We start from the raw sequence: 22,832 nt of genomic DNA on the forward strand, positions 1-22,832 counted from the left end.
GCCTTCAGGGGCGCGGGGGGAGCGCGAAAGGCCCCCCGCCGGCCCGCACCCGCGCCCCCACCGCACCGCCCTCCCCCGTAGGCGAACTCCCACCTCACCGGGTGAAGATGTGACGAAGAGGTGATAGACCACTCTCAGCGACAGAGAGGTCGTCCGTGGGCGCTCACAAAGGGCATGACACCGCGCGGCACCGGTTCGACGTGGCCGATGCCGCGCCACTGCTGCTCGACGCCCACGGCATCGTCACCGGCTGGACGAGGGACGCGGAACGCCTGCTGGACTACGGCGCCTCGGAGGCCGTGGGGATGACCGCCGCCGCCCTGCTCACCGCCGAGGACGCCGGCCGAGTGCCCGAGCTCGCCCAGCGCTGCCGCGCCGACGGCGGCTGGGCGGGGCTGCTGACGGCCGTCCGCAAGGGGGGCCGGCCCGCCCGGCTCATGGTGCGCGTCACCTCGGCCGACACGGACGGCACCGCCCGCTGGCTCGTCCTGCTGTCCGAACTGGCCGAGGCGCCCGGCTGGGACATGAGCCGCCCGGTGCTGGAGCAGATGGTCACCCGCTCCCCCATCGGCATCGCGATCGTCGACACCGACCTGCGCTGTGTGTGGTCCAACCCGGCCCTGGAGCAGTTCGGCAGCGCTCCGGCGCCCGAGCGGCTGGGACTTCGGTTCGGGGAGATCCAGCCGGGCCTGGACGCGGAGGCGATCGAGGCGCAGATGCGGCGGGTGCTGGAGACCGGCGAGCCGATCGTGGAGTACGAGCACGTCGGACGGGTCCGTGCCGCCCCGCACCGGGAGACCGCGCACACCATGTCGTTCACCCGGATCGACGACGACCAGGGCAAGCCGATGGGCGTCTACTACACGGTCGTCGACATCACCGAGCGGCACCGCGCGCGGCAGCGTCTGGCCCTGCTCGACCGGGCCGGTGAGCACATCGGGCGCGGTCTGGACATCCGGCAGACCGCGCAGGAGCTGGCCGACGTGGCCGTGCCGGCGCTGGCCGACTACATCACCGTGGACCTGCTGGAGCCCGTGTTGCGGGGCGCGGAGCCCACCATGCAGGTGCCGCTGGTGCGGGCCGGGCAGCAGTCGGTGAACGAGGGGGTGCCGGAGGCCGTCGTCGCGGTGGGCGAGGTGGCCGCCTACCTGCCCGGCACACCTCCGCTGCGGTGTCTCGTCGAGGGCACGTCCTGGCGGGAGGAGCGGCTCGATCCGCTGGCCGCGGAGTGGGCCACCGACATACCCGGTGGTCGCACGGCGACCTTCCTGGAGCTGGGGCTGCACAGCGTGATGGTCGTGCCGATCCGTGCACGGGGTGCCACGCTCGGCGTCACGACCTTCTTCCGCCGGCGTCGCCAGGAGCCTTTCGACGAGGACGATCTCAACCTCGCCGAGGATCTCGTCTCCCGGGCCGCCGTCTGCGTGGACAACGCCCGGCGCTACACCCGCGAACGTCAGGCGGCGCTCGTCCTCCAGCGCAGTCTGCTCCCGCACCGGCTGCCCGAGCAGGACGCCGTGGAGGTGACGGCCTGCTACCGGCCGGCCGACGAGCTGACCGGCCTCGGCGGCGACTGGTACGACCTGATCCCGCTCTCCGGCGCACGGGTCGCCCTGGTGGTCGGCGAGGTCCCCGGCCACGGAATCGCCGCCGCGGCAGCGATGGGCCGCCTACGGACCGCGGTACGAACGCTGGCGGCCCTGGATCTCCCCCCGGAGGAGGTACTGGGCCACCTGGACGACCTGGTGGCCCGGGCGGCACGGGAGGAGGGCGCGGGCCCCGAGGCGGCGGGAGGCTCGGGGGGCGGGGAGGGGTGCGGGGCTGCGGGAGGGTCGGGACTCGCCGGAGGATCGGGGACAGCGGAGGGCTCGGGGCTCGCGGGCGGGTCGGAGGCCGTGCCCGGAGACACACCAGCTCCCGGCCGCTCGGGAAGCCCCGCTGCCACACCCGCCCCCGGGAACTCGCGGGCCCTGGCCGCCCCCGTCGATCCGTCGGACGAGTCCGACAGTGCTCAGGCGGTGGGGTCCGGGTGTGTGTACGTCGTCTACGACCCCGTCGACGGGCAGTGCGCGATGGCCGCCGCCGGGCATCCCGCGCCCGCCGTGATCCTGCCCGACGGGACCGTCGCCTTCGTGGACCTGCCTCAGGGGCCGTCCCTCGGCGTCGGGGGTCCGCCCTTCGAGTCCGTGGAGCTCGCCCTGGCCCCGGGCAGTACCCTCGCGCTGCACACCGACGGGCTGCTCGCCCACGGTGAGGGCAGGTCGCTCGAAGCGGGCCGGGAGCGGTTGCGCGAGGCCCTGGAGCGGTCGGCCGACACGCTCGACCTGCGCTGCCGGGCCGTCGTGGACTCCCTGGCCCCCGACCAGCCGCACGACGACCTGGCCCTGCTGCTCGCCCGCACCCGGCTGCTGGGGCCCGAACAGGTCGCCGACTGGGACGTGCCCGTGGACCCGGCGCAGGTCGCCGAGGCCCGCAAGGCGGCGTCCCGGCAGCTGACGGAGTGGGGCCTGGAGGACTTCGCGTTCACCACGGAACTGGTCGTCAGTGAACTCGTCACCAACGCCATCCGGCACGCCGTAGGACCGATCCGGCTGCGCCTGATCCGGGCGCGCACCCTGATGTGCGAGGTGCTGGACTGCGGCTCCACCGCGCCCCACCTGCGCCATCCGCGGACCACCGACGAGGGCGGCCGGGGGCTGCTCCTGGTCTCCCAGTTCGCCCAGCGCTGGGGCACCCGGTTCGTGCCCGAGGGGAAGGTCATCTGGGCCGAGCAGTCCCTGCGGGAACCCGGCGCCTGAGCCCCGGAGACCGCGTCCGTATCCACGGCCCCCTCTGCGATCCGTTCCTACGGCCCATCGCTGGAATCCCTCATATCGTGGGAAAATGGGCCATCCCGGCGGCGAGGCGGCTTCCATGAGCGACACATCCATCGACTACGCGGCGGTGTTCCAGGCTCTCCCCGGCGTGGTCGCGCTGGTCACACCGGACCTGGTGTTCGCCGACGTCAACGAGGAGTTCCTCGGCGTGTCGGGCCGGCGGCGCGAGGAGATCGTGGGCCGCTACTTCTTCGACGTCTTCCCGGACAACCCGAACGACCGGGCCGCGACCGGCATGCGCAACCTGGCCGCCTCGCTGCGGCGGGTCCTCGACACCGGCGAGCGCGACGCCATGGCGCTCCAGCGCTACGACGTGGAGGACCCCGAGCGGCCCGGCGAGTGGCAGGTGCGCTACTGGAGCCCCGTCAACGCCCCGGTGCTCGGCCCGGACGGCAAGGTCGCGCTGGTGGTGCACCGGGTGGAGGAGGTCACCGAGCTGATGCGCGCCCGCGGCGGCCCGCGCGGCAGCCGGGCCCGGGTCCTGGAGGCCGAGCTGTACACCCGGGCCCGTGAGATCCAGGAGTTCAACGAACGGCTGCGGCAGGCACACGCGCGTGAGCGGGAGGTCGCGCTGGCCCTCCAGGAGGCGATGCTGCCGGTCAGCCGGCAGTCGCTGCACGACCGGGCGGCCGTCCGCTACCGGCCGGCGGTGGGCGCGCTCAACGTCTGCGGGGACTGGTACGACCTGGTCGACCTGGTGGGCGGGCGCGGGGTCGGCGTCTCCGTGGGCGACGTGGTGGGCCACGGGCTCGGAGCGGCCTGTGTCATGGGGCAGCTGCGGAGCGCCCTGAGCGCGGCCTCGCGGGTGGCCGAGGGTCCGGCGCAGGCCCTGGACGTGCTGGGCCGGTACGCCAATGTGATCGAGGGCGCCGAGTCGGCGACCGCGGTCACCACGTTCATCGACTTCGAGCACGGCAGGATCACCTACAGCAGCGCCGGACACCCGCCGCCGATGCTGGTGCACGCCGACGGCCGGGTGGAGTGCCTCGACAAGGCCACCGACCCCCCGCTGGACGCCCGCCCCGACCCGATCCCCCGGCCGCAGGCGACCACCACGTTCGGCGCGGGCGCGACGCTCGCCCTCTACACCGACGGTCTCGTCGAGCGCCGCCACGAGGACGTCGACATCGGCCTCGCCCGCCTCGCCGACTCCCTCACCCGCCACCGCGAGGAGGACCCCGAGACCCTGGCCGACGCCGTCCTCGCGGAGCTCCTGCCCACCAGCGGCGCGACGGATGACACGGCGCTGGTCATCGTGCGGTTGTGAGGGCGGGTGGGGCGCAGTGCTGCCGGGGCCTCGCCGGGCGGAGTGCTGCCGGGTCTCGCCGGACCGGGGCGCCCGGTGGAAGGCAAGAGGGAGTCCCCGGCCTACCTGTGGCGCGTATCGCGTCACCCGTGCTCGTCGAGTTGCCGTCGGCCGCGCTACGGGATCAAGCTGGAGCGGCGGTCGGGGCTGTTCCGGGTCCCGCCGCCTGCGCCTACACTGACAGCCCCATCTCACGCCGGTTGACCAGCCAGAACGCGGAGTTGAGCCGTCCGCCCGACCGAGGAGCGCCCCCTCTTGTTCTACTACCTGCTCAAATACGTGCTGTTGGGGCCGTTGCTGAGACTGGTCTTCCGGCCTCGAATAGAGGGCCTGGAGCACATCCCGGACTCGGGTGCGGCCATCGTGGCCGGCAACCACCTGTCCTTCTCCGACCACTTCCTGATGCCCGCGGTGCTCAAGCGCCGCATCACCTTCCTGGCGAAGGCCGAGTACTTCACCGGCCCCGGCATCAAGGGCCGGCTGACCGCCTTCTTCTTCCGCAGTGCCGGACAGATCCCGGTCGACCGTTCCGGCAAGGAGGCGGGCCAGGCCGCCATCCGCGAGGGTCTCGGCGTGCTGCGCAAGGACGAGCTACTGGGCATCTACCCGGAGGGCACCCGCTCCCACGACGGCCGCCTCTACAAGGGCAAGGTCGGCGTCGCGGTGATGGCCCTCAGGGCCCAGGTGCCGGTGATCCCCTGCGCGATGATCGGCACCTTCGAGGCCCAGCCGCCCGGCAAGGTCATCCCCAACATCCACCCCGTGGTGATCCGCTTCGGCAAGCCCCTCGACTTCTCCCGCTATGCCGGGATGGAGAACGAGAAGGCGATCCTGCGGGCGATCACCGACGAGATCATGTACGCCATCCTGAAGCTGTCCGACCAGGAGTACGTCGACGAGTACGCGGCCGTGGTGAAGGCGGCCGAGGCCGCTGCCGCCAAGGAGCGCAAGTTCCCGCGCCTGCCGCTCAGTTGACCTCTGCTGTCGGCAGAGCTGCGTGTGCCCGCCCGACGTCCGACCGTAGGGTCACGGCATGACACGACGTGCTGTGGTGATCGGAGCGACCGGACAGATCGGGCGGGTGGCCGTGGGTGCACTGGCCCGCGACGGCTGGGAGGTGACCGCCGTCTCGCGGGGCGGCGCGCGGGACGAGAGCTGGCCCGCCGAGGTGCGTACCGCGCGGGCCGACCGGGCGGACGACTCGGCGCTGGCCGCCGCGGTGGGTGAGGGCTGCGAGGTCCTGGTGGACGTGGTGGCCTACGGGCCGGAGCACGCACGGCAGTTGGTGTCGCTGGCCGACCGGGTCGGCTCCGCCGTGGTGGTCTCCAGCGTCTCGGTGTACGAGGACGACAAGGGCCGCAGCTTCGACACCCAGGCGGAGCCGGACGGCTTCCCCGAGTATCCGGTGCCCACCGGCGAGGAGCAGCGGACGGTCGCCCCGGGCGAGTCGTCGTACAGCACCCGCAAGGCCGGTCTGGAGCGTGAACTCCTGGCCGCGGGCGACCGGTTGCCCACGACGCTGCTGCGCGCGGGGGCGATCCACGGACCGCACTGCCGGACCCCGCGCGAGCTGTACTTCGTCAAGCGCAACCTGGACGGGCGGCCCCGGCGCCTGCTGCCGTACGGCGGCCGGAGCCGCTTCCATCCGGCGAACGTCCACAACATCGCCGAACTGGTCCGGCTCGCCGCCGCCCGGCCCGGCAGCAGGGCCCTGAACGCCGTGGACCCTCACGCCCCGACGGTGGCGGAGATCGCCGCCGCGATCGACTCGGTGATGGGCGTCGAGCCGGAGACCGTGCTGATCGAGGGTGCGCCGCCGTCGCCCACCGTGGGGGACACGCCGTGGTCGGTACCGGTGCCCGTCGTCTTCGACATGTCCGCCGCGGAACGGGAGTTGGGCTACCGCCCGGTGGTGGCACGGTACGCCGACCGGCTCCCGGAGACCGTCGCCTGGATCGAGGACCGGCTGGCCGGCCAGGACTGGCGGGAGGCCTACCCGAGGATGTTCCAGACCTACGGCGACCTCTTCGACTACGCGGCGGAGGACGCGTACCTCGACTCGCTCGGCGCATGAGAGAAGGCGGCCGGTGGCTCCGGCCGCCTTGTCCCGTGTACGTGTGTTACGGCTTCGGCGTGGCGTGCGGGGCGCAGGTCACGTCGGCCGTGTCCAGCTTCCCGCTGAGCAGGTAGGCGTCCACCCGCGGGTTGATGCACGGGTTGACCAGGCCGGTCACACCGTGGGAGCCCGCGTCCTTCTCGGTGATCAGGCGGGAGCCCTTGAAGCGCTTGTGCAGTTCGACGCCGCCCGCGTACGGGGTGGCCGCGTCACGCTGGGACTGCACGATGAGCACACCCGGCAGGCCCTTGCCCGTCCTGACGCTCACCGGAGTCTGCTGCTTGACCGGCCAGGTGGCGCAGGGCAGGTTCATCCAGGCGTTGGCCCAGGTCATGAAGGGGTACTTCTGGTGGAGCGCGGTGTTGTCGCGGTCCCACTTCTTCCAGCTGGTGGGCCACTTGGCGTCGGTGCACTCGACGGCCGTGTAGACGGCGTTGCCGTTCTCCGAGGAGATGTTGCCCGCGGTGTCGGACGGGTCCGGGGCCGCCGCGTCGACCAGCGCCTGGGTGTCGCCGGCGACGTATTTGCCGAACACCGTGGCGACCGGCACCCACGAGGAGTCGTAGTACGGGGCGCTCTGGAAGAAGCTGATCAGCTCGGCCGGGCCGACGACCCCGCCGATGGGGTTCTTCTTGGCGGTGGCGCGCAGTTCGAGCCACTTCGCCTCGACCGCGGCCCGGGTGGTGCCGAGGTGGAAGGTGGCGTCGTTGGCGGCGACCCAGTCCTCCCAGTCCTTCCAGCGGCCCTCGAAGGCGATGTCCTGGTCGAGGTTGGCCTCGTACCAGATCTTCTCGCGGGAGGGGTTCACGACGCTGTCGACGACCATGCGGCGCACGTGGCCCGGGTACATGGTGCCGTAGACGGCGCCGATGTAGGTGCCGTAGGAGACGCCCAGGTAGTTGAGCTTCTTCTCGCCGAGCGCGGCACGGATGACGTCCAGGTCGCGCACGGTGTTGGGCGTGGTCATCTGCTGGAGCATCGCCTTGCCGGTGCGCTCGGCGCAGCCCTCGGCGTACTCGCGGGCCAGCTTGCGCTGAGCCAGCTTGTCGGCCTCGGAGTCCGGGACCGGGTCGGCCTTGGGCGCCTTCACGAACTCCTGCGGGTCGATGCAGGAGATGGGCGCGGAGTGGCCGACGCCGCGCGGGTCGAAGCCCACGAAGTCGTAGGCCTTGGAGACGTTGGCCCAGATCGGGTTCTTGTTGACGACACGGAGCGGGAAGCGCATGCCCGAGCCGCCGGGTCCGCCCGGGTTGTAGACGAGGGCGCCCTGGCGCTCCGCCGGGGTGCCGGTGTTGCCGATGCGGTCGACGGCCAGCTTGATCTGCTTGCCGTTCGGCTTGGCGTAGTCCAGCGGAACGCTGACCCAGCCGCACTGGACCGGCTTCGCGATCCCCCAGTCGGCCGGGCAGTCCGCCCAGTCGATGCCGGCCTTCGCGGCCCGGGCCGCGGCGATCTCGGCGCCGACGGTCTCCCGGTCCTTGCCGTGCCGGCCGCCCCCGTCGTAGGTGTTGGCGCCGGACGCGGGTGCCGCGACGGCACCGGATATGAGTGTGGCCGTGATGAGTACTCCGGCCGAACCGAGCGCGGTCGTCCGCCACTTCGGTCGCGTCTCCCTCAAGAGGGACCCCTCCCCGTACATCGTTTCGAATGCGTACGGGGGATCCTCCTTGCTATGGAGACGCCGTGAACAGGGGGGCGTGACTCTTCTTTGCCAATCCGATAACCGGATGGGGTCGTTCGCTGGGCGAACTACGCACTCAGGACAGCCAACGCCTCGTCCAGCACCCGGCGCAGCCGCAGCGCGTCGGGGGAGACGGCGCTCACGAGTGCGGCGGGCCCGGCCAGCGGGACGACCACGGCGTGCTCGGCGAGCTGTCGTGCCGCCACGGGATGCTCGGCGAACTCCGGCCGCGCGAGCAGGAGTTGGCCCACGGCCCGGTGTCCGGCGAGCACCGCGGGTCCGTCCCAGCCGCCCGGGGCGCCCGGTCCGCAGGTCAGTTCCTGGTCCAGCACAGTCCGGCCGGCGATCCGCAGCACGAGCCGGCTGCTCAGCCGCCCGGGCTCCTCCCCCACCCTTCCGAGGACCTGCTCCTCGCGCAGCACGAACCGGCTGGTATCCGCGAGGTCGACGCGCGTGGTGACGTACAGGTCGCTGCCGCCCGCGGAGATCAACTGCTCGGGCAGCCAGTGCAGTTCGGCTTCCTCGGAGACGGCCAGCCGTACGTCGTAGTGCGCCTCGCCCTTGGTCTGTCCCGGCAGGGCGATGGTGGCGGCGGCCGAACCGACGTGCAGCCTGGCGCCCTCCTGGACCTCGGCCCGCACGGTGAAGTGGTCGCCGCCGAGGGGGCCGCTCATCGCGCCGACCAGCATGACCCGTGCCTCGGCACCGCTCCCCCGGGTGCGCCGCAGGGCCAGCGGGCCGTCGCTCTCCAGTACGGGCAGGGCGGTGCCGCCGCGCCCGTCGTCCCGGGCGACCAGCCGCGCGGTGGCCCGCACTCCGGTCAGGGCCGTGGTCACGCCGCCGTCCACGCGGCGAGCTGCGACCGGACCCAGGCGGCGGTGTCCGCGACGCCGGTCTCGCTCCGCAGGGACTGGAGGACGACCGGGAGCTCCGCGCGCTGGGCCTTGGCGTCGGCGGCCATCCGCGCGAGGTCCGAGCCGACGTACGGGGCGAGGTCGGTCTTGTTGACGATGAGCAGGTCGGCGGTGGTGACGCCGGGGCCGCCCTTCCTCGGGATGTCGTCCCCGCCGGCCACGTCGATGACGAAGATCTGGGCGTCGACCAGACCCTTGGAGAAGGTGGCGGTGAGGTTGTCGCCGCCGCTCTCCACGAGGATCAGGTCCAGGGGGCCGACCTCGTCCTCCAGGTCCTCGACGGCCTCCAGGTTGGCGGAGATGTCGTCACGGATCGCGGTGTGGGGGCAGGCACCCGTCTCCACGGCGGTGATGCGCTCGGGAGGCAAAACGGCTTCCCTGAGGAGGAACTCGGCGTCCTCGCGGGTGTAGATGTCGTTCGTCACGACGGCGAGGGACAGCTCGTCGCGCAGGGCGCGGCAGAGGGCGGCGACGGTGGCGGTCTTGCCGGAGCCGACAGGGCCGCCGAGGCCGATGCGGAGGGCTCGGTGGGAGCCGTCTTTGCGGTGAGCGTCGGCGCTTACTGCGGCGGGGCCGTTGTGGTGGTGGTCCAGGTGCATGTACGGCTCCTCTGGTCTCGTTGTCGGGTGCGGGTGCGTGGGGGCTGGTCGCGCAGTTCCCCGCGCCCCCAACTGGGTTACCTGAGCGCCCCTATGACGCGAACAGGCGTACTGGCCAGGCCGCGTGCAGCTCGGCGGCGATCTCCAGCAATGGCGCCGAAGCCGCGGGCAACGCGTCGGTGCCTTCGTCCGCCACGTTCCGCGCCGCCTCCACTGCCTGATCCGCGACCCGGTCCAGCTCCGGTGCCAGCCGGGCCAGTACGGCCGTTGCGTCGAAGGGGTCCAGGCTCAGGAGCCTGACCGTCGCCGATGCTGGGCCGCTTACGCTCTCGTACACCGCGCAGTACGCGGCGTCCACGGCCTCCAGGCCCGCCGCCCGGGCCGCCAGGCCCAGCACGACCGGCTGGTGGGCGCCCTTGGGGAACTCCCTTGCCAACGCGTCGAGTTCGGCGGACGGCCAGGTCGCGCGGGCCGCCCTCGTCAGTTGTCGGCCCAGCTTGCGGGCGGCGAGCCGCAGCGCGGGGGACGGGGTGCGGGCGTCCGCCGCCGCGTCCAACTCCCGCGGCGGCACGCCGAGTACGGCCGCCGCGGCGAGCGCCGCCGACACCAGTCCCGCCGTGTGCAGTCGCCCCCGGCAGAACGCCTCCAGGCTCTCCGCGTCCGTGATCCGCCCCGCCCCGACCGCCGCCTCCGCCCCGCCGGAGTGCGCGTGGCCTCCGGCGGGGAAACGGCCGTCGGCCAGGACGAGCAGTGCGGCCCGTGACATCACGACCCCGCCATCAGAAGAGGAAGTAGCGCTGGGCCATGGGCAGTTCGGCCGCCGGGGTGGCCTCGACGAGTTCGCCGTCGATGTGCACGGCGAAGCTGTCGGGGTCGACCCGGACGTCGGGCCGGGCGTCGTTCTCGCGCATGTCGGCCTTGGTGACCCCGCGTGTCGACTCGGTGGCCACGAACCGCTTGCCGAGCTGGAGCCGCTCCGGCAGTCCGTCCTCGATGGCGAGCGGGGCCACGAAGTTGAAGGAGTTCGAGGCCGGTGCCCGGCCGATCGCCCCGTACATCGGCCGGGGCAGGATCGGCTGCGGGGTCGGGATGGACGCGTTGGCGTCGCCCATCTGCGCGTAGGCGATCTGGCCGCCCTTCAGGACGAGATGGGGCTTGACGCCGAAGAACGCCGGCTCCCACAGCACCAGGTCGGCCAGCTTGCCCGTCTCGACCGAGCCCACCTCGTGCGCGAGCCCCTGGGCGACGGCGGGGTTGATCGTGTACTTGGCGACATAGCGCCGCACGCGATGGTTGTCCGCGCGGCCGTCGCCCGGCAGGGCGCCCCGGCGCCGCTTCATGACGTGCGCGGTCTGCCAGGTCCGCATGATCACCTCGCCGACCCGGCCCATGGCCTGGGCGTCGGAGGAGATGATCGAGATGGCGCCCAGGTCGTGCAGGATGTCCTCGGCACCGATGGTCGTGGGGCGGATGCGGGACTCGGCGAAGGCGAGGTCCTCCGGGACGGCCGCGTTGAGGTGGTGGCAGACCATCAGCATGTCGAGGTGTTCCTCGGCGGTGTTGACGGTGAAGGGCCGGGTCGGGTTGGTGGAGCTGGGCAGCACGTGCGGCTGGGAGACCACGGTCATGATGTCCGGTGCGTGTCCGCCGCCCGCACCCTCGGTGTGGTAGGCGTGGATGCCCCGGCCACCGATCGCGGCGAGCGTGTCGCCCACGAAACCGGCCTCGTTGAGGGTGTCGGTGTGGATGGCGACCTGGATGCCGGTGCGGTCGGCGACGGTCAGCGAGGCGTCGATGACGGCCGGGGTCGAGCCCCAGTCCTCGTGCAGCTTCAGTCCGAGGGCACCGCCGCGGATCTGGGACAGCATCGCCTCGTGCGAGACGGTGTTGCCCTTGCCGAGGAAGCCGATGTTGAGCGGGTACTGCTCCATCGCCTCCAGCATCCGGGCCAGGTGCCAGGGGCCGGGGGTGACGGTGGTGGCCTTGGAGCCCTCGGCGGGACCGGTGCCACCGCCGACCAGGGTGGTGACGCCGGAGGCGAGCGCCTCGTCGGCGATCTGCGGGCAGATGAAGTGGACGTGCGCGTCGATGCCGCCCGCGGTCAGGATCCGTCCGTTGCCCGCGATGACCTCGGTCTCGGGGCCGATCACCAGGTCCGGGTGGATGCCGTCCATGGTGTCGGGGTTGCCCGCCTTGCCGATGCCGGTGATGCGGCCGTCGCGGATGCCGACGTCGGCCTTGACGACACCCCAGTGGTCGACGACGACCGCGCCGGTGATGACGGTGTCGGGGGTGCCTTCCGCGCGGGTGGCCCTTGACTGGCCCATCGACTCGCGGATGACCTTGCCGCCGCCGAACACGGCCTCGTCACCGGCGAGCCCGGGGCCGCCGGAACGGTCCTCCTCGACCTCGATCAGCAGGTCGGTGTCGGCGAGCCGGATGCGGTCGCCTGTGGTGGGGCCGAACAGGTCGGCGTAGGCGGCACGAGAGATCTCAGGCATCGAGGGCACCTCCGGTCTCCCCGCGCAGCCCCGGCACCACACGGGCGCCGGCGAGCGGGACGAGTTCCACGTCGACCGGGATGCCGGGTTCGAAGCGCACGGCGGTGCCGGCGGCGACGTTCAGCCGCTTGCCACGGGCGGCGGCCCGGTCGAACTCCAGGCCGGGGTTGGTCTCGGCGAAGTGGTAGTGGGAGCCGACCTGGACGGGCCGGTCGGCGGCGTTGAGGACGGTCAGACGGGTGACCTCACGGCCCTCGTTGTAGGCAATCGGGCCGTCGGCGAAGAGGATCTCTCCGGGGATCATCGGGGCCCCTCAGACGATCGGGTCGTGGACGGTGACGAGCTTGGTGCCGTCCGGGAAGGTGGCCTCGACCTGCACGTCGTGGATCATCTCGGGGATGCCTTCCATGACGTCGTCGCGGGTCAGCAGGGTCCGCCCGGAGGCCATGAGTTCGGCGACGGTACGGCCGTCACGTGCGCCCTCGAGGATGTGCGAGGTGATGAGCGCGACCGCCTCGGGGTGGTTGAGCTTGAGCCCGCGGGCCCGGCGCTTCTCGGCGACGTCGGCCGCCACGTGGATCAGCAGCCGTTCTTGCTCGTGCGGGGTCAGTTGCACGTCCCACCTCACAGTCCTCGCTCCGGACCGTGCGGGGTCCGGTTGCCTCAGCCCCGGGCAAAGTCCCTGGTGGCGTGGACCCGCAGGCTAGTTGGATCCGGTTTCAGGCACGTTAACCGAGCTGTGATCCATCAGCGCGGATCGGCGGGGGCCGACGGCGGTCGTCCCGCATCCCCCTCAGCGCGCGCCGGTGTCGTCCCCCATGCTCATCAACGCCCGTAGACCCGCCGCGAGATCGTGGGCGGGGGCCGGCCCGAACAGGGCCTGCTGCGCGATGAAGCCCATCGCGGCCGCCATCATGGTCCGGGCCACCTGCTCCGGGGGCACGTCCGGGCGCATCATCCCGGCGTCCTGGTACTCCCCGACGATCCGCGCCCAGGCCCCGCGCACCGCGCCGTAGCCTTCCCGCAGCAGTGTCGAGAGCTCCTCGTTGCGGATCGTCTCCGCCCACACCTGGACGACCAGTCCCGGGAAGGCGGGCCGGCCGTCCACGGTCAGGGACTCCTTGGCGGCGAGGACCCGCCCGAGCACCGAGGCGACGAGGCGGTCCGGCGGCGGGGGCGGAGTGCTGCGGGCCGCCTCCTCGAACGCCTCCCGGACCTGGCCGAGCACTTCCCCGACGATCGCGCCGATCAGCTCGTCCTTGCCGCTGAAATAGCGGTACACCGCCCCGGCGGACAGATCGACCTCCTTCAGTACGTCCTGCATGGACGTGGCGTGGAAGCCGTTGCGGGCGAAGCAGAGGGCGGCGCCGTCGAGGATCTGACGGCGGCGGGCGTCGAGGTGCGCCTGGGATACACGGGCCATGCACCCAAAGTAAAACGAACATTCCTTCTTGACAAGGAGCGGCAGCGGAGGGACGGTGGTGGCGAAACTAAAACGAACGATCCTTCTCTTTGGAGTCTCCATGGCCACCCGCCGCCTGATCGCGGTCGTCGTCCTCGTGCCCCTGCTGGCCGCTTTGGCGCTGTGGGCCTTCGCATGGCCCGCCGCCCGCACCGCCCCCCGCGATCTGCCGCTCGGTGTGGCCGGCCCGGCCACCGCGACGGCCCAGCTGGAGCAGCAGTTCGCGCGGCACGAGGGTGCCTTCGAGATCCACCGCTACGCCGACGAGGCCGCCGCCCGGTCCGCCATCGAGAACCGGGACGTCTACGGCGCGGTCGTCGTCACCCCCGAGGGCCCCGAGCTGCTCACCGCGTCGGCCGCGAGCCCGGTCGTGGCCCAGCTCCTGCGGCAGGCGGTGACCGAGCAGGCCACCGCCAGGGGCAGCGAAGTGAAGACCGTTGACGTCGTCGCCACCCCCGCGTCCGACCCGAGGGGCGCAGCCCTGAGCTCGTCCGTGCTGCCGCTGGCGCTGGCCGGCCTGGTGGCGGGCGCGGTCGTGACCCTGCTCGGACTGCGCGGATTCCGGGCCGTCGCCGCGCTGACCGTCGCCGCCGCCCTGGTGGGGGTCGTCGCGGCCGCGCTCGCGCACAGCTGGCTCGGTGCCCTCACCGGCAACTGGTGGGCAGAGGCCGGCACGCTCGGTCTTGCGACGCTGGCGGTGAGCGCGGCCGTGGCGGGTCTCGCCGCCCTGGTCGGGCCGGCGGGGATCGGTGCCGTGGCCTTCCTGGTGATGTTCCTCGGCAACCCGTTCTCGGGAGCGGCATCGGCCCCGCAGCTGCTGCCCGAGCCGGTGGGCGCCGTCGGCCAGTGGCTGCCGCCGGGCGCGAGCGCGACCCTGCTGCGTTCGGTGTCGTTCTTCGACGGGGCGGCGGCCACCGGACCCGCCCTGACGCTCACCTGGTGGGCGGTGCTGGGGCTGGGCGCGGTTCTCCTGGGGAACGCCCTGAAGGAGCGGTCGAAGACCACCGCGTCCGCGTCCGACTCCGCGGAGCCCGCGCTCACGCCGGTCGGCTGAGGAATCGGCTCCACCGGACCCCGGCCCGAGCGGCCGGGGTCCACGCGTTGCCGAGACACCTCTCTAGGACGGCCCGGCGCCCCGGTGGTGGGCGGCGATGCCGAACCGCTGCTGTTCGCGAGGAGCGGACGCGACCTCCCGCACGGTCGAGACCGCGCTGATCACCTGGTCCTCGGCGGGCTCCTGGAGCCCCTCGAGCTGTTCGAGGTCGGCGGCCGAGACGAGGGCGACCAGCGGCTTTCCGTGCCGTGTGACGACGACACGCTCGCCGCCGTACACCACCCGGTTGATCAGGTCGGCGAGCTCAGCCCTGGCTTGCGTCACCGGAATCTCGTAGGCCATACCCCTAGCTTACGGGGCGTCCATCTGGTTCACCGTGGTCTATGACGACATCAAAGTTCCAGGTCAGGGGCTCTTCCGTGCTCCCGTGCGCTCTCGTCTGTGAGAAATGGGTGAGACGGGGTGAGACGAAGAGCTATCCGGTCGCACTGAATCCTGGCAGGTCACCGGTGCGGCGGAACGCCCCGCTCCGACCGGCCCTGCACAGAATTCCGGCCGGGCGGGTGCTTGCCCGTCGACGTACCGGAGGCTGGGCGGATCTCCACCCAGCCTCCATCTCGGCAAGCCGTGGTGGGCATCATGCGCGCGGCCTGATCCCGGACGTTTGCCGCCGCGCAGTCCGAACAACTGGAGGCGGCCCGGGAGGCGTTGGAGACGGCGATCGGCAACACCGACATACTGCCGAACACGCTCAAGTCGGTCGGCCGGCCTGCAGAAGGCATTGGTGGCGGGGATGCCGACTCCCGGGAACATGCAGCGGGCGCAGCGAAGTAGATGGAGGAGGCCGCGGCGAGAAGGCGCTGAATGCCCAGTGACGTATGGAGAACAAGCGGAACCGACTGGCCAAGGAAGCGCCTCCGAGGTGACCCATCGGTACACGAACGAGACTTGACGGGAACACGGTAAGCACTGATTAATGCCAGTGCACCTCTTGCAGTTCTGCGCACTTCCTCACGGTGTCTCAGCGCCGCCGCCCTACGTCCCACCCGCGACTACCCCAGAATTCCGACAGCCTTCAGCCTCACCGGATGAACCCGCCAGCGTCGTCCTGGACTGCGCCAGCGCTGTCGCCACGGGGTCATCAATTCGACACCCTTCGGCGCTTCCGAACCGGAAAGTATTCAATCTCCAACAGCCTCCGATTGACCTGCGGCATTGAAGAACTCCCCCAGCAGGTCGAAAAGTACGGCAACCATGCGTTCATCCTGCTCAGGTGTGAAGTATCTGATGTCCGGCAGTGAGCCATCGCGATAAACCTCGCAGAGTACGAGCAGAGGCCAGAAAAGCTCTGGTCTCCCTTTGTTTCGGAACAGTAGCCAACTATGGAATTCTTTCAGGAAATAATGGCCCGATCCCAACTCGTACCCCGAAAGGAACGCACAGGTTCCTTCATAGGTTCGCCGCATAACATAGATACCGTGATGCCTTCGCAGTTCGGGAAGGAATTCACCTAGCGGCTCACCCATGATCAGAATCCGAAGTCAATATCATCCCCGTAATCGAAACGTCTCTTGAATTCGTCAATCTCGATTCCTCTCGGCGCCCATTGGTCGTACACTTTCCCATCTCTGACCACCACAGTGTGATGGAACCAGCTCTCGTCGAGTTCTGGAGTACCCGGACCCTTAGGTCGGTACGGACCCATGGGGTGCCTTTCTCCGCCTGGACCGAAGAATTTGAAGATTTCGCCACCATTTGCGGCGGCATGCTTGGCTGCCCACTCATCACAGCCCGCATTGTGAACGAGAACCGGTGTCTGGCCCGCCAGCACATAGTACGTGTGCAACCCCTTGATGGTGAGGTTGTACGTCCTGGCATGATGTGCGAACGCCCTGTTGCCCGTGACGGTCGCGGTCCGGCGGTCCTCGGTGAGGAGGGTCATGCCGGGCGTGAGCTGGTGCGCCTCGATCCAGCGCTGTTCCGACGGTGACCAGAACGGGTGCTCATAGGTGGCGGTGAGCTTTTCGATGCCCTGATCGGTCTTGATGGACAGCTCGTTGAACTTCTTGTCATTCTCGGTGCTGATAACGCGCGTTACTTCGCCGGCTTTGGTTTCGCCAGTCTCGGGGTCGGTCGCCCATACTTCGTCGCCGACCTTGACGTGCTCGATGTCCTTCGTCGTGCCGTCCGCCATGAGGACGTCCGTCCCGGCGAGGAAACACTGGCAGCCCGAGCTTTTCTTTTTCGAGGAGGGAAGCCGTCCAAGGCCGGCAGAAGCGCTTGACTGTCCGCCCTCACTGATCCCTACGACCACGTTTTCGGCGAAGAAGTTAAAGAAGAACTTTTTCTCCGATGGGCATCCCGTTTTATTGCAGGCGTCCAGCAAAGCCGTAGTTATGTCGAACTTGACAAGTGGTTCCTCCGGGTGGTCGAGATGGAGGTCCATGCCGTAGTAAGACAGTTGGTTCAGTCGCGCGTAGAAGAGCTTGGCGAATTCTGCCGTTCCGTGCCACTCGGCGGGAATGTGGACGCCGGGGAGCAGAGTGATGTACCCGTCTCCGTTCACGTCCGTGTTCGTCGGGCCCTCGTCCGCCCACGTGACATCAGTGTCTCTGTCCTTGACGTTGGTGTTGATGTCACCGGGATTGGTGACACCGTCACCGTTGGAGTCGTTCTTGGGGCACGGAATGTCGAAGCCGTTGCCGGTGCCGCACGCTATGCCCATGCCGCTCGGGTCCGGGTGCGTGACCGGGTTCTGCATGCCGTAGCTGTAGCCGTTCAGCGTCTGGTGCAGCTCCAGTTGGAGCAGGGGGTCGACGCTGATGAACTGACCCGTGCTGGGGTCGTACTCACGCGCTCCGATATGCGTCAGTCCCGTCCCGGCGTCGGCGCTCATGCCGAGGAAGCCCTTGTCGTCGGGCCATACGCCGGTGGTCGCGCCGCGGCCCGTTCCGAAGGGTGTGCTATACCGCTTGGTCAGAGCTTGATTGGCGTCGCTGGTGACGGAGACGGTGCTGGTGCCGTGCTGGTCGCCGGCGAGGAAGCTGAGCTTCTCGGTACCGGATTCGTTGGTGCGCAGGGCGATGGTTGCGCCGGCCGCCTGGTAGTAGCGGTTGGCCCACTTCTTGCCGGTCGTGAGGTGGACTTCTGTGTTGCCGAGGTACAGGACGGTCTCACCGCTGGAGGCATTGTCGCGTCGGATGAGCAACTCGCCGTCGGCGTCGTAGAGATAGTTCGTGGAGGTGGCCGACGCGTCGTCGGTCAGGCGGCTGAGTCTGCCTTCCTCGTTCCAGGCCAGGGTTTGGGCGATGGTGGCGCCGGCGCTCTTGACGCGTGTCGTCGTGTTGCCGGTGTCGTCGTAGGTGTACTGCTTGGCGACGCCGGTGCAGGAACCTGTGGTCGTGGTGGCGGCCAGCGCGTGCGTACGTGCGGAGTCGTAGCAGTACGTGCTGGTGACTGGGGTGGCTGTGTTCTTCTTCTCGGTCTTGCGCTGACCGGAAGCGGTATAGGTGTAGCTGGTCCAGTACGGGGCCGGCCCGCCGAGATTCGTCGTGGTGCGGCCAGAGGTAGCGCAGTCAGCTGTTTTGGGAGTCCAGGCTTCGCTGAGACGGCCGTATGTGTCGTAGGTGAAGCACTGGGTGTCGGCGCCGGTTCCGATATTGGCGCTGTCGGAGATGCCCGTGACGTTGCCGGCGAGATCGTAGGTGTAGGTGAGGTCCTGTACGGCGCCTCGGGTCTGGTCGTCGGCTGAGGCTTTCAGCAGGCGACGCGTGCCCTTCTCGTAGGTGTTGGTGAGGAAGACGCGCTTGACGCCTTCGATGTCGGAGGTTCCCAGCTGGAGTTGGCCGACCTGCCCGAGCGCCGTGTAGTCGGCGGCCAGCAGATAGCTGGATTTGCCCGAGAGTCCGGTTTGCAGGCCGGCACTGTTGTAGACGTTGGTGAGCGATTCGGAGGGGAGACCGGCGGCGGCGGGCTCTTTGAAGCTTGAGACCGAGCCGTCCAGGTAGTAATTCGTCTCGGAGGTGACCGGATTGAGCACCGCCCCGGACTTCACCAGAGGGTCGTCGGTCGGCAGGGTGAGGCTGGTGGCAGTGGGCCGGTAGCGGTTGTCGTACGCCGTGACTTCTTTTTTGTACGTCGCGCCGTTTTCATACCGGATGGACGCGGAGGGCTGCCCCTTGAGGACGGTGTCGTAGGTCCATTCGGACAGCCTGTTGGCTTCGGTTCGGCTGTTGTGCCACAGGCCTGTCTTGCGGCCGAGTTCGTCATAGGAGTAGAGGAGCGTGCGGTCCTCGTCGTCCTTGGTGGTGTCGACCTGGTCCAGTTCGGTGTATGCGGTGGTCGTCGTGCCCTTGTCCGGGTCTACGGTCTTCACCGTGCGGCCGAACAGGTCGTACGTGTAGGACCAGGTTGCGTTGTCGGGTCCGGTGACGATGCCGGGTTTGCCGTCTCGGGTCGGGGTGTGGCGGACGCTGGTGTAGCTCGTGCCGGAAGTGGAGCCGTAGGCGGCGTCGTTGGGCTGTGTGCCCGCGTAGGTGCGGGTTTCGGTGGTGCGTCCGAGGGCGTCGGTGATGGTACGGGTGGCGTTGCCGCCAGCAGGGGCGGAGGTGGCGGTCGAGTCGCCGGTGTACGACGTGGTGGTCTCCCACTTCTTCACGCCGTCGACGAGGAAGGTAGCCGTGGTGGGTCGGGCGGCGCCGTCGAACTGGGTCTCGGTCTGGGCTCCGCCTCCGTACGGCGCTTGTGCGTAGGTGCCGCTGGGGCTGTTGGCGCTGTCGTAGATGTCGGCGTAGGTCTCGTAGACCAGCCCTCGGCTGTCGTAGCGGGTGTCGGTCAGCACGCGTCCGCCGAGGGCCGACGGTGACTGGACCTGCAGGGCGCGCAGTTGCGAGTCGAAGAGAGTGAATGTGGTGTCGTACGTGGTGCCGTTCGCTTTGAGTGTGGCCACGGACGACCAGGGCGCTTTGTTCCGGGCGATGCTGTAGCCGAATTTGGCGCTGGGGGTGTCGGCGGTCTTGGAACGGCCGGGCAGCCAGGTTGCGGTGAGGCGGCCGAGGGCGTCGTAGCTGTGCTCGGTGCGCTTGAGGTTGGCGTCCTGGGTGTAGTTGACGGTGCCGCGGGACGGGTTGTAGCTGGTGCTCGACTGGTGGGCCTGGCCGTTGGAGGCGAGTTTGGGCGCGGTGACGACCTGGGTGGCCAGCGGGCCTGCGGCTGCCGGGTAGTAGGCGGTCGTGGTGGTGCGGCCCTTGGCGTCTGTGGTGGTGAGGGGGCGGCCCAGTTTTGCGGCAGCGGTGTCGTAGGTCGTGGTGGTGACGGTCTGCCAGCCGGTTGCGGCCGGAGGGTTGCGGTCGCTGGTGCCGGATGCGGCCGGGTAGGCCTTGGCTCGTCCCGTCCAGGTGGGCAGGCCCAGCGTGGGTACCTGGCCGGCCGTCCATCCGGTGGCGCCGGCGGTGTCGTAGACGACGGCGGCGTCGGACAGGACGTCACCGCGGCTGTCGGCGTTGGTGGGCAGACTGAGAGTGTCGTCCGTCTTCGCGCAGGACTTGGCAACGGTACGGGTGCGTGAGACCAGGTCGGTCAGGCCCTTGGTGTCGTTGCGGGCGTACCAGGTACGGGTGCAGGTCTCGTCATCGGAGGCGGAACGGTCGCCCTCGTCCTCGACCTTCGTCGTCATGCCGTACTTGGTGTCATAGGTGTACGCAATGCCGGTGGAGCGCCACTTCTTTGCTGTCGTCAGATAGGTGTGGTTATAGGTGCGAGCCGTTCTGACGTAGTGCGCGGTGATGTCGGCATAAGACTTCTTCTGGCTGGCCGTCTGATGGGCCCAGAGGTCGTTGACAGTGGTGCTGACGGCGGTGGCGCCGTTGTACGAGATCTCCTGGCGCAGCTGTCCGGAGTAGCGGTCGTCGTCGGCCACATCGGCGATATCGAGGTCATCCGTCGTCACCGCGGAGTCGTTGCTCAGGTCGATGCCCTTGACCGTGGCGGAACGGGTCGTGCCGTTCTTGCGCTTGTCGCCGTTCATTCCCTGCATGAACAGCTTCACGTTCTTCGAGCGGGTGGTACCGGGGTCACCGGTGTAGGAGGTGACCTTCTGGTATCCCCGCCAGACGGACCAGGTGCGTTCCTTGTTCTTGGTGAACGGGTCGTCGTTGTAGTGCCAGGCGGGGCCGGAGTAGTCGTAGGAGAGCTGGGTGCCCGGGTTGCCGGCGGCGGGGTCGTTGGTGGTGATGGAGGTGACCCGGTACTTGTGGAACCAGTCGAGCTGGGTGTCGCCGCCGTTGATCGCCCAGTAGACCGGGTAGCAGGACAGACTGTTGTCGTCCTCCGCTGCCGGCATGTTGCTGCCGCGCACGCACTCGGGTTCGGAGAAGGTCACGGAGGTGATCGCGCCGGTCTCGGTCGTGATCGTGCCGATACGGGGGCGGGTCAGAGGCAGGATGCTGCCGCCACCCGGCTGGGTGCCCCCGGCCACCCGGTTGGGCCGCTGCTGGTAGGTGAACTCGATCGGCGGCGTTGATACGGCGGTGCCGTCTTTGCCGGTGCGGGTCAGCGAGATGAGACTGAGGGACTGGTCGGAGCTGTTGTCGATGTCGTGCCCGTCCCAGAACTCCTGGCCCAGGGCGTAGGAGTCAACCGGCATGAAGGCGTCCGGCTCTGCCGCCCGGGACCAGTAGTAGGTGTCGATGGCCGTCAGACGCTTGCGGGTGAAGAACGTCGGTCCGGTCGCCTGGCAGTCGGTTTCGCTTGCTGAGCAGATGGTGTCGAAGGGGACGTCCGGCCAGTTGTCGGCGGTGTCGGCGGTCAGGGAGGAGCAACTGGTCGCGAAGCAGCGCTCCTTGTAGGAGAAGGCGACCTTGTCCGAGGCCGGTGCGGTGAACAGTGTGTCGTCACGCTGGCCGTAGCGGATCTCGTCGAGGTATCCGCCGCGCGTGTAGGGCTTCGGTGCCGCTGTGTCACCGTTCTGGGCGTAGTGGTTGTCCTCTGCGGTGTACCAGTAGGTGGAGGCGTTGCCGTGGACGTCCTGGACCAGGTCAAGATTCCAGCGCCATGCCTGGACTGAGGAACGGGCCTTGAACTCGCTGCCCTTGTCGTAGCCCGGTTCTTCCTTGTCGTCGCCGAAGACGGGGACGGTCCACGTCGACTTCGTCCGCTCGGTGCCGGCGCCGGGCAGCTTGTTCAGGCCGAAGGTGTACGTGGTTCCGTTGCTGGTGGTCAGCTGCCAGTACTCGCCGTCCTCGTCGTTGTTGTCCGCGCCTTTGAGCCGGACCACCTTCGAGGCATCGTCATCCTTGAGATGCCACTCGTCCTTGGTGTTGGTGTCGTCCTTGACGAGTTCGGTGGCCTGGCCGTTCAGCACGAGCGAGGCGTTGTCGTACTTCCAGCACAGGTCGCTCTTGTCGGTCTGGCCGTCGTCTTCGCACGAGCCGTAGGTGCGCTCGATGTATGACGAGGTGATGTCGAAGCCCTCACCGATCAGGCTTCCCTGGTTGTTGGTGTTCGCGGTCCGTCCGTCGATGCGGCCGGAGTCGTAGGACAACGCCAGGGACGGAGAAGGCCCCGCAGCTGCCGGCGGGGTAGTGATCGGGTACGACCACGTGAACGAGCCGGAGGAGTTGCCTGCCTGCCAGGTCGAGGACGCCGCCAGCGGACTCGCCTTGAAGTCCCCCGCTCCCGTGGCGGATTCGGCCGCCGTCGTCGCCATGAGGGCCATGACGGTGGGCGTGTTCTGCGAAGTGCCGGAGATCGGAAGGCGGGCCGTGAGGGTCTCGGTCTTCACGTTGTTGGCGGAGGCCAGTTCCGCTTCGGGGATACGGCAGTCCTTCTTGCTGGGCGTGGTCAGTGCGCAGGCCGGCAGGGTTACCAGGCCTATTCGTGAGGACCAGTTCCCGCCGACGGCAGAGGCGAAGGAACTGTAGTCGACGGTGACCTGAGCGTCCCCGGCCTTTTGCGCCTCGACCGTGAACAGCACACCGGTCACCCCGGCCCGGCGGGCCGCCCGCTGATCCAGAACGACCACCTCGGCGTCACCCTTGGCACTCGATCGCCCCGATGAGCCGGCAGCTTTGACCGATCCCACCGTGACGACGGCACCCTTTTTCCCGGCGCCGGACAAGGACTGCTCGGTCGTGGAAGGCCTGGGCCAGGTGCTGCGGCGCTCAGCACGCGCCGAGTCGAACAGGCGCTGGTTGGCCTTCCGTTGCCGAGCCACCATGCTGCGAGCCGCTGCGGCCTTGGGCGAGGTCACCTCCACCACCCGGGTGGGCTTGACCTGGGGTACATCCGGGCGCCCCGGCAACTCGGCAGCCACAGCAAGCGGGGT

Annotated in this window: 16 protein-coding genes and 1 pseudogene; 6 read left to right on the forward strand and 11 right to left on the reverse strand. The window is 69.5% G+C overall.

Annotation, left to right across the window (positions count from 1 at the left end; genetic code table 11):
* Positions 1-155 precede the first annotated feature (155 nt).
* The 4 genes from AQJ54_RS24975 to AQJ54_RS24990 all read left to right on the forward strand — a co-directional run bounded on the left by AQJ54_RS24975 (position 156) and on the right by AQJ54_RS24990 (position 6,256).
* Positions 156-2,798 carry a SpoIIE family protein phosphatase gene (locus AQJ54_RS24975; RefSeq protein WP_062241079.1) on the forward strand — a complete coding sequence of 881 codons (2,643 nt, stop codon included), beginning with the start codon at positions 156-158 and terminating at the stop codon, positions 2,796-2,798.
* A 115-nt stretch (positions 2,799-2,913) separates the two neighbouring features.
* Entirely contained in the window at positions 2,914-4,143 is a 1,230-nt protein-coding gene (locus AQJ54_RS24980) for a PP2C family protein-serine/threonine phosphatase (RefSeq protein ID WP_062241353.1), read from the forward strand.
* A 294-nt stretch (positions 4,144-4,437) separates the two neighbouring features.
* Positions 4,438-5,157 (forward strand): lysophospholipid acyltransferase family protein, encoded by a 720-nt coding sequence (locus AQJ54_RS24985; RefSeq protein ID WP_030316429.1) that lies wholly within the window; start codon positions 4,438-4,440, stop codon positions 5,155-5,157.
* Positions 5,158-5,230: 73 nt separating this feature from the next.
* A complete protein-coding gene (locus tag AQJ54_RS24990) occupies positions 5,231-6,256 on the forward strand; it encodes an NAD-dependent epimerase/dehydratase family protein (RefSeq protein ID WP_062241081.1) in 1,026 nt (341 codons plus the stop codon).
* A 46-nt stretch (positions 6,257-6,302) separates the two neighbouring features.
* Here AQJ54_RS24990 and AQJ54_RS24995 read toward each other — a convergent pair whose 3' ends face one another.
* From AQJ54_RS24995 to AQJ54_RS25030, 8 genes are all read right to left on the reverse strand, one after another.
* A complete protein-coding gene (locus AQJ54_RS24995) occupies positions 6,303-7,916 on the reverse strand; it encodes an alpha/beta hydrolase (protein WP_062241355.1) in 1,614 nt (537 codons plus the stop codon).
* A 131-nt stretch (positions 7,917-8,047) separates the two neighbouring features.
* Entirely contained in the window at positions 8,048-8,827 is a 780-nt protein-coding gene (locus AQJ54_RS25000; protein WP_062241083.1) for an urease accessory protein UreD, read from the reverse strand.
* Positions 8,812-9,492 (reverse strand): urease accessory protein UreG, encoded by a 681-nt coding sequence (gene ureG / locus AQJ54_RS25005; protein ID WP_062026238.1) that lies wholly within the window; start codon positions 9,490-9,492, stop codon positions 8,812-8,814. Before ureG ends, AQJ54_RS25000 begins: the two co-directional genes overlap by 16 nt.
* A 91-nt stretch (positions 9,493-9,583) precedes the next feature.
* Positions 9,584-10,258, reverse strand: a complete 675-nt coding sequence (locus AQJ54_RS25010) for an urease accessory protein UreF (RefSeq protein WP_062241084.1) — start codon at positions 10,256-10,258, stop codon at positions 9,584-9,586.
* A gap of 13 nt (positions 10,259-10,271) precedes the next feature.
* The gene (locus tag AQJ54_RS25015) at positions 10,272-11,993 is read right to left on the reverse strand and encodes an urease subunit alpha (RefSeq protein ID WP_062241086.1); all 1,722 of its coding nucleotides are present in this window, start codon (positions 11,991-11,993) and stop codon (positions 10,272-10,274) included.
* Entirely contained in the window at positions 11,986-12,297 is a 312-nt protein-coding gene (locus tag AQJ54_RS25020; protein ID WP_020123372.1) for an urease subunit beta, read from the reverse strand. The genes AQJ54_RS25015 and AQJ54_RS25020 overlap by 8 nt, the downstream gene beginning before the upstream one ends.
* Before the next feature lie 9 nt (positions 12,298-12,306).
* Positions 12,307-12,609, reverse strand: coding sequence for an urease subunit gamma (locus tag AQJ54_RS25025; protein ID WP_028810102.1), 303 nt, complete (start codon positions 12,607-12,609; stop codon positions 12,307-12,309).
* 177 nt (positions 12,610-12,786) lie between these two features.
* On the reverse strand, positions 12,787-13,416 hold the full coding sequence (locus tag AQJ54_RS25030; protein WP_062241088.1) for a TetR/AcrR family transcriptional regulator: 630 nt from the start codon (positions 13,414-13,416) through the stop codon (positions 12,787-12,789).
* A gap of 100 nt (positions 13,417-13,516) precedes the next feature.
* Between AQJ54_RS25030 and AQJ54_RS25035 the strand changes: the two genes are divergently transcribed.
* Complete coding sequence (locus tag AQJ54_RS25035) at positions 13,517-14,509, forward strand: ABC transporter permease (RefSeq protein WP_062241089.1); 993 nt, start codon at positions 13,517-13,519, stop codon at positions 14,507-14,509.
* A gap of 63 nt (positions 14,510-14,572) precedes the next feature.
* On the opposite strand, the gene AQJ54_RS25040 is transcribed toward AQJ54_RS25035, so the two are convergent.
* On the reverse strand, positions 14,573-14,851 hold the full coding sequence (locus tag AQJ54_RS25040) for a type II toxin-antitoxin system Phd/YefM family antitoxin (protein ID WP_062026232.1): 279 nt from the start codon (positions 14,849-14,851) through the stop codon (positions 14,573-14,575).
* A 336-nt stretch (positions 14,852-15,187) separates the two neighbouring features.
* On the opposite strand from AQJ54_RS25040, the pseudogene AQJ54_RS47810 reads away from it, so the two are divergent.
* A pseudogene (locus AQJ54_RS47810) lies at positions 15,188-15,343 on the forward strand (hypothetical protein); the annotation flags it as partial.
* Between the two features lie 347 nt (positions 15,344-15,690).
* Here AQJ54_RS47810 and AQJ54_RS45740 read toward each other — a convergent pair.
* Complete coding sequence (locus AQJ54_RS45740) at positions 15,691-16,035, reverse strand: hypothetical protein (RefSeq protein ID WP_159055553.1); 345 nt, start codon at positions 16,033-16,035, stop codon at positions 15,691-15,693.
* Between the two features lie 2 nt (positions 16,036-16,037).
* On the reverse strand, positions 16,038-22,529 hold the full coding sequence (locus tag AQJ54_RS25045) for a polymorphic toxin-type HINT domain-containing protein (RefSeq protein ID WP_062241092.1): 6,492 nt from the start codon (positions 22,527-22,529) through the stop codon (positions 16,038-16,040).
* Positions 22,530-22,832: the final 303 nt, after the last annotated feature.

Origin of the sequence: Streptomyces griseorubiginosus (assembly GCF_001514195.1) — a bacterium.
GTDB lineage: Bacteria > Actinomycetota > Actinomycetes > Streptomycetales > Streptomycetaceae > Streptomyces > Streptomyces griseorubiginosus.

Coding starts and splice junctions, on each gene's coding strand:
- AQJ54_RS24980 (WP_062241353.1), top strand. CDS start 2,914: ATGAGCGACACATCCATCGACTACGCGGCGGTGTTCCAGGCTCTCCCC.
- ureG (WP_062026238.1), bottom strand. CDS start 9,492: ATGCACCTGGACCACCACCACAACGGCCCCGCCGCAGTAAGCGCCGAC.
- AQJ54_RS25010 (WP_062241084.1), bottom strand. CDS start 10,258: ATGTCACGGGCCGCACTGCTCGTCCTGGCCGACGGCCGTTTCCCCGCC.
- AQJ54_RS25015 (WP_062241086.1), bottom strand. CDS start 11,993: ATGCCTGAGATCTCTCGTGCCGCCTACGCCGACCTGTTCGGCCCCACC.
- AQJ54_RS25020 (WP_020123372.1), bottom strand. CDS start 12,297: ATGATCCCCGGAGAGATCCTCTTCGCCGACGGCCCGATTGCCTACAAC.
- AQJ54_RS25030 (WP_062241088.1), bottom strand. CDS start 13,416: ATGGCCCGTGTATCCCAGGCGCACCTCGACGCCCGCCGCCGTCAGATC.
- AQJ54_RS25035 (WP_062241089.1), top strand. CDS start 13,517: ATGGCCACCCGCCGCCTGATCGCGGTCGTCGTCCTCGTGCCCCTGCTG.
- AQJ54_RS25040 (WP_062026232.1), bottom strand. CDS start 14,851: ATGGCCTACGAGATTCCGGTGACGCAAGCCAGGGCTGAGCTCGCCGAC.
- AQJ54_RS45740 (WP_159055553.1), bottom strand. CDS start 16,035: ATGGGTGAGCCGCTAGGTGAATTCCTTCCCGAACTGCGAAGGCATCAC.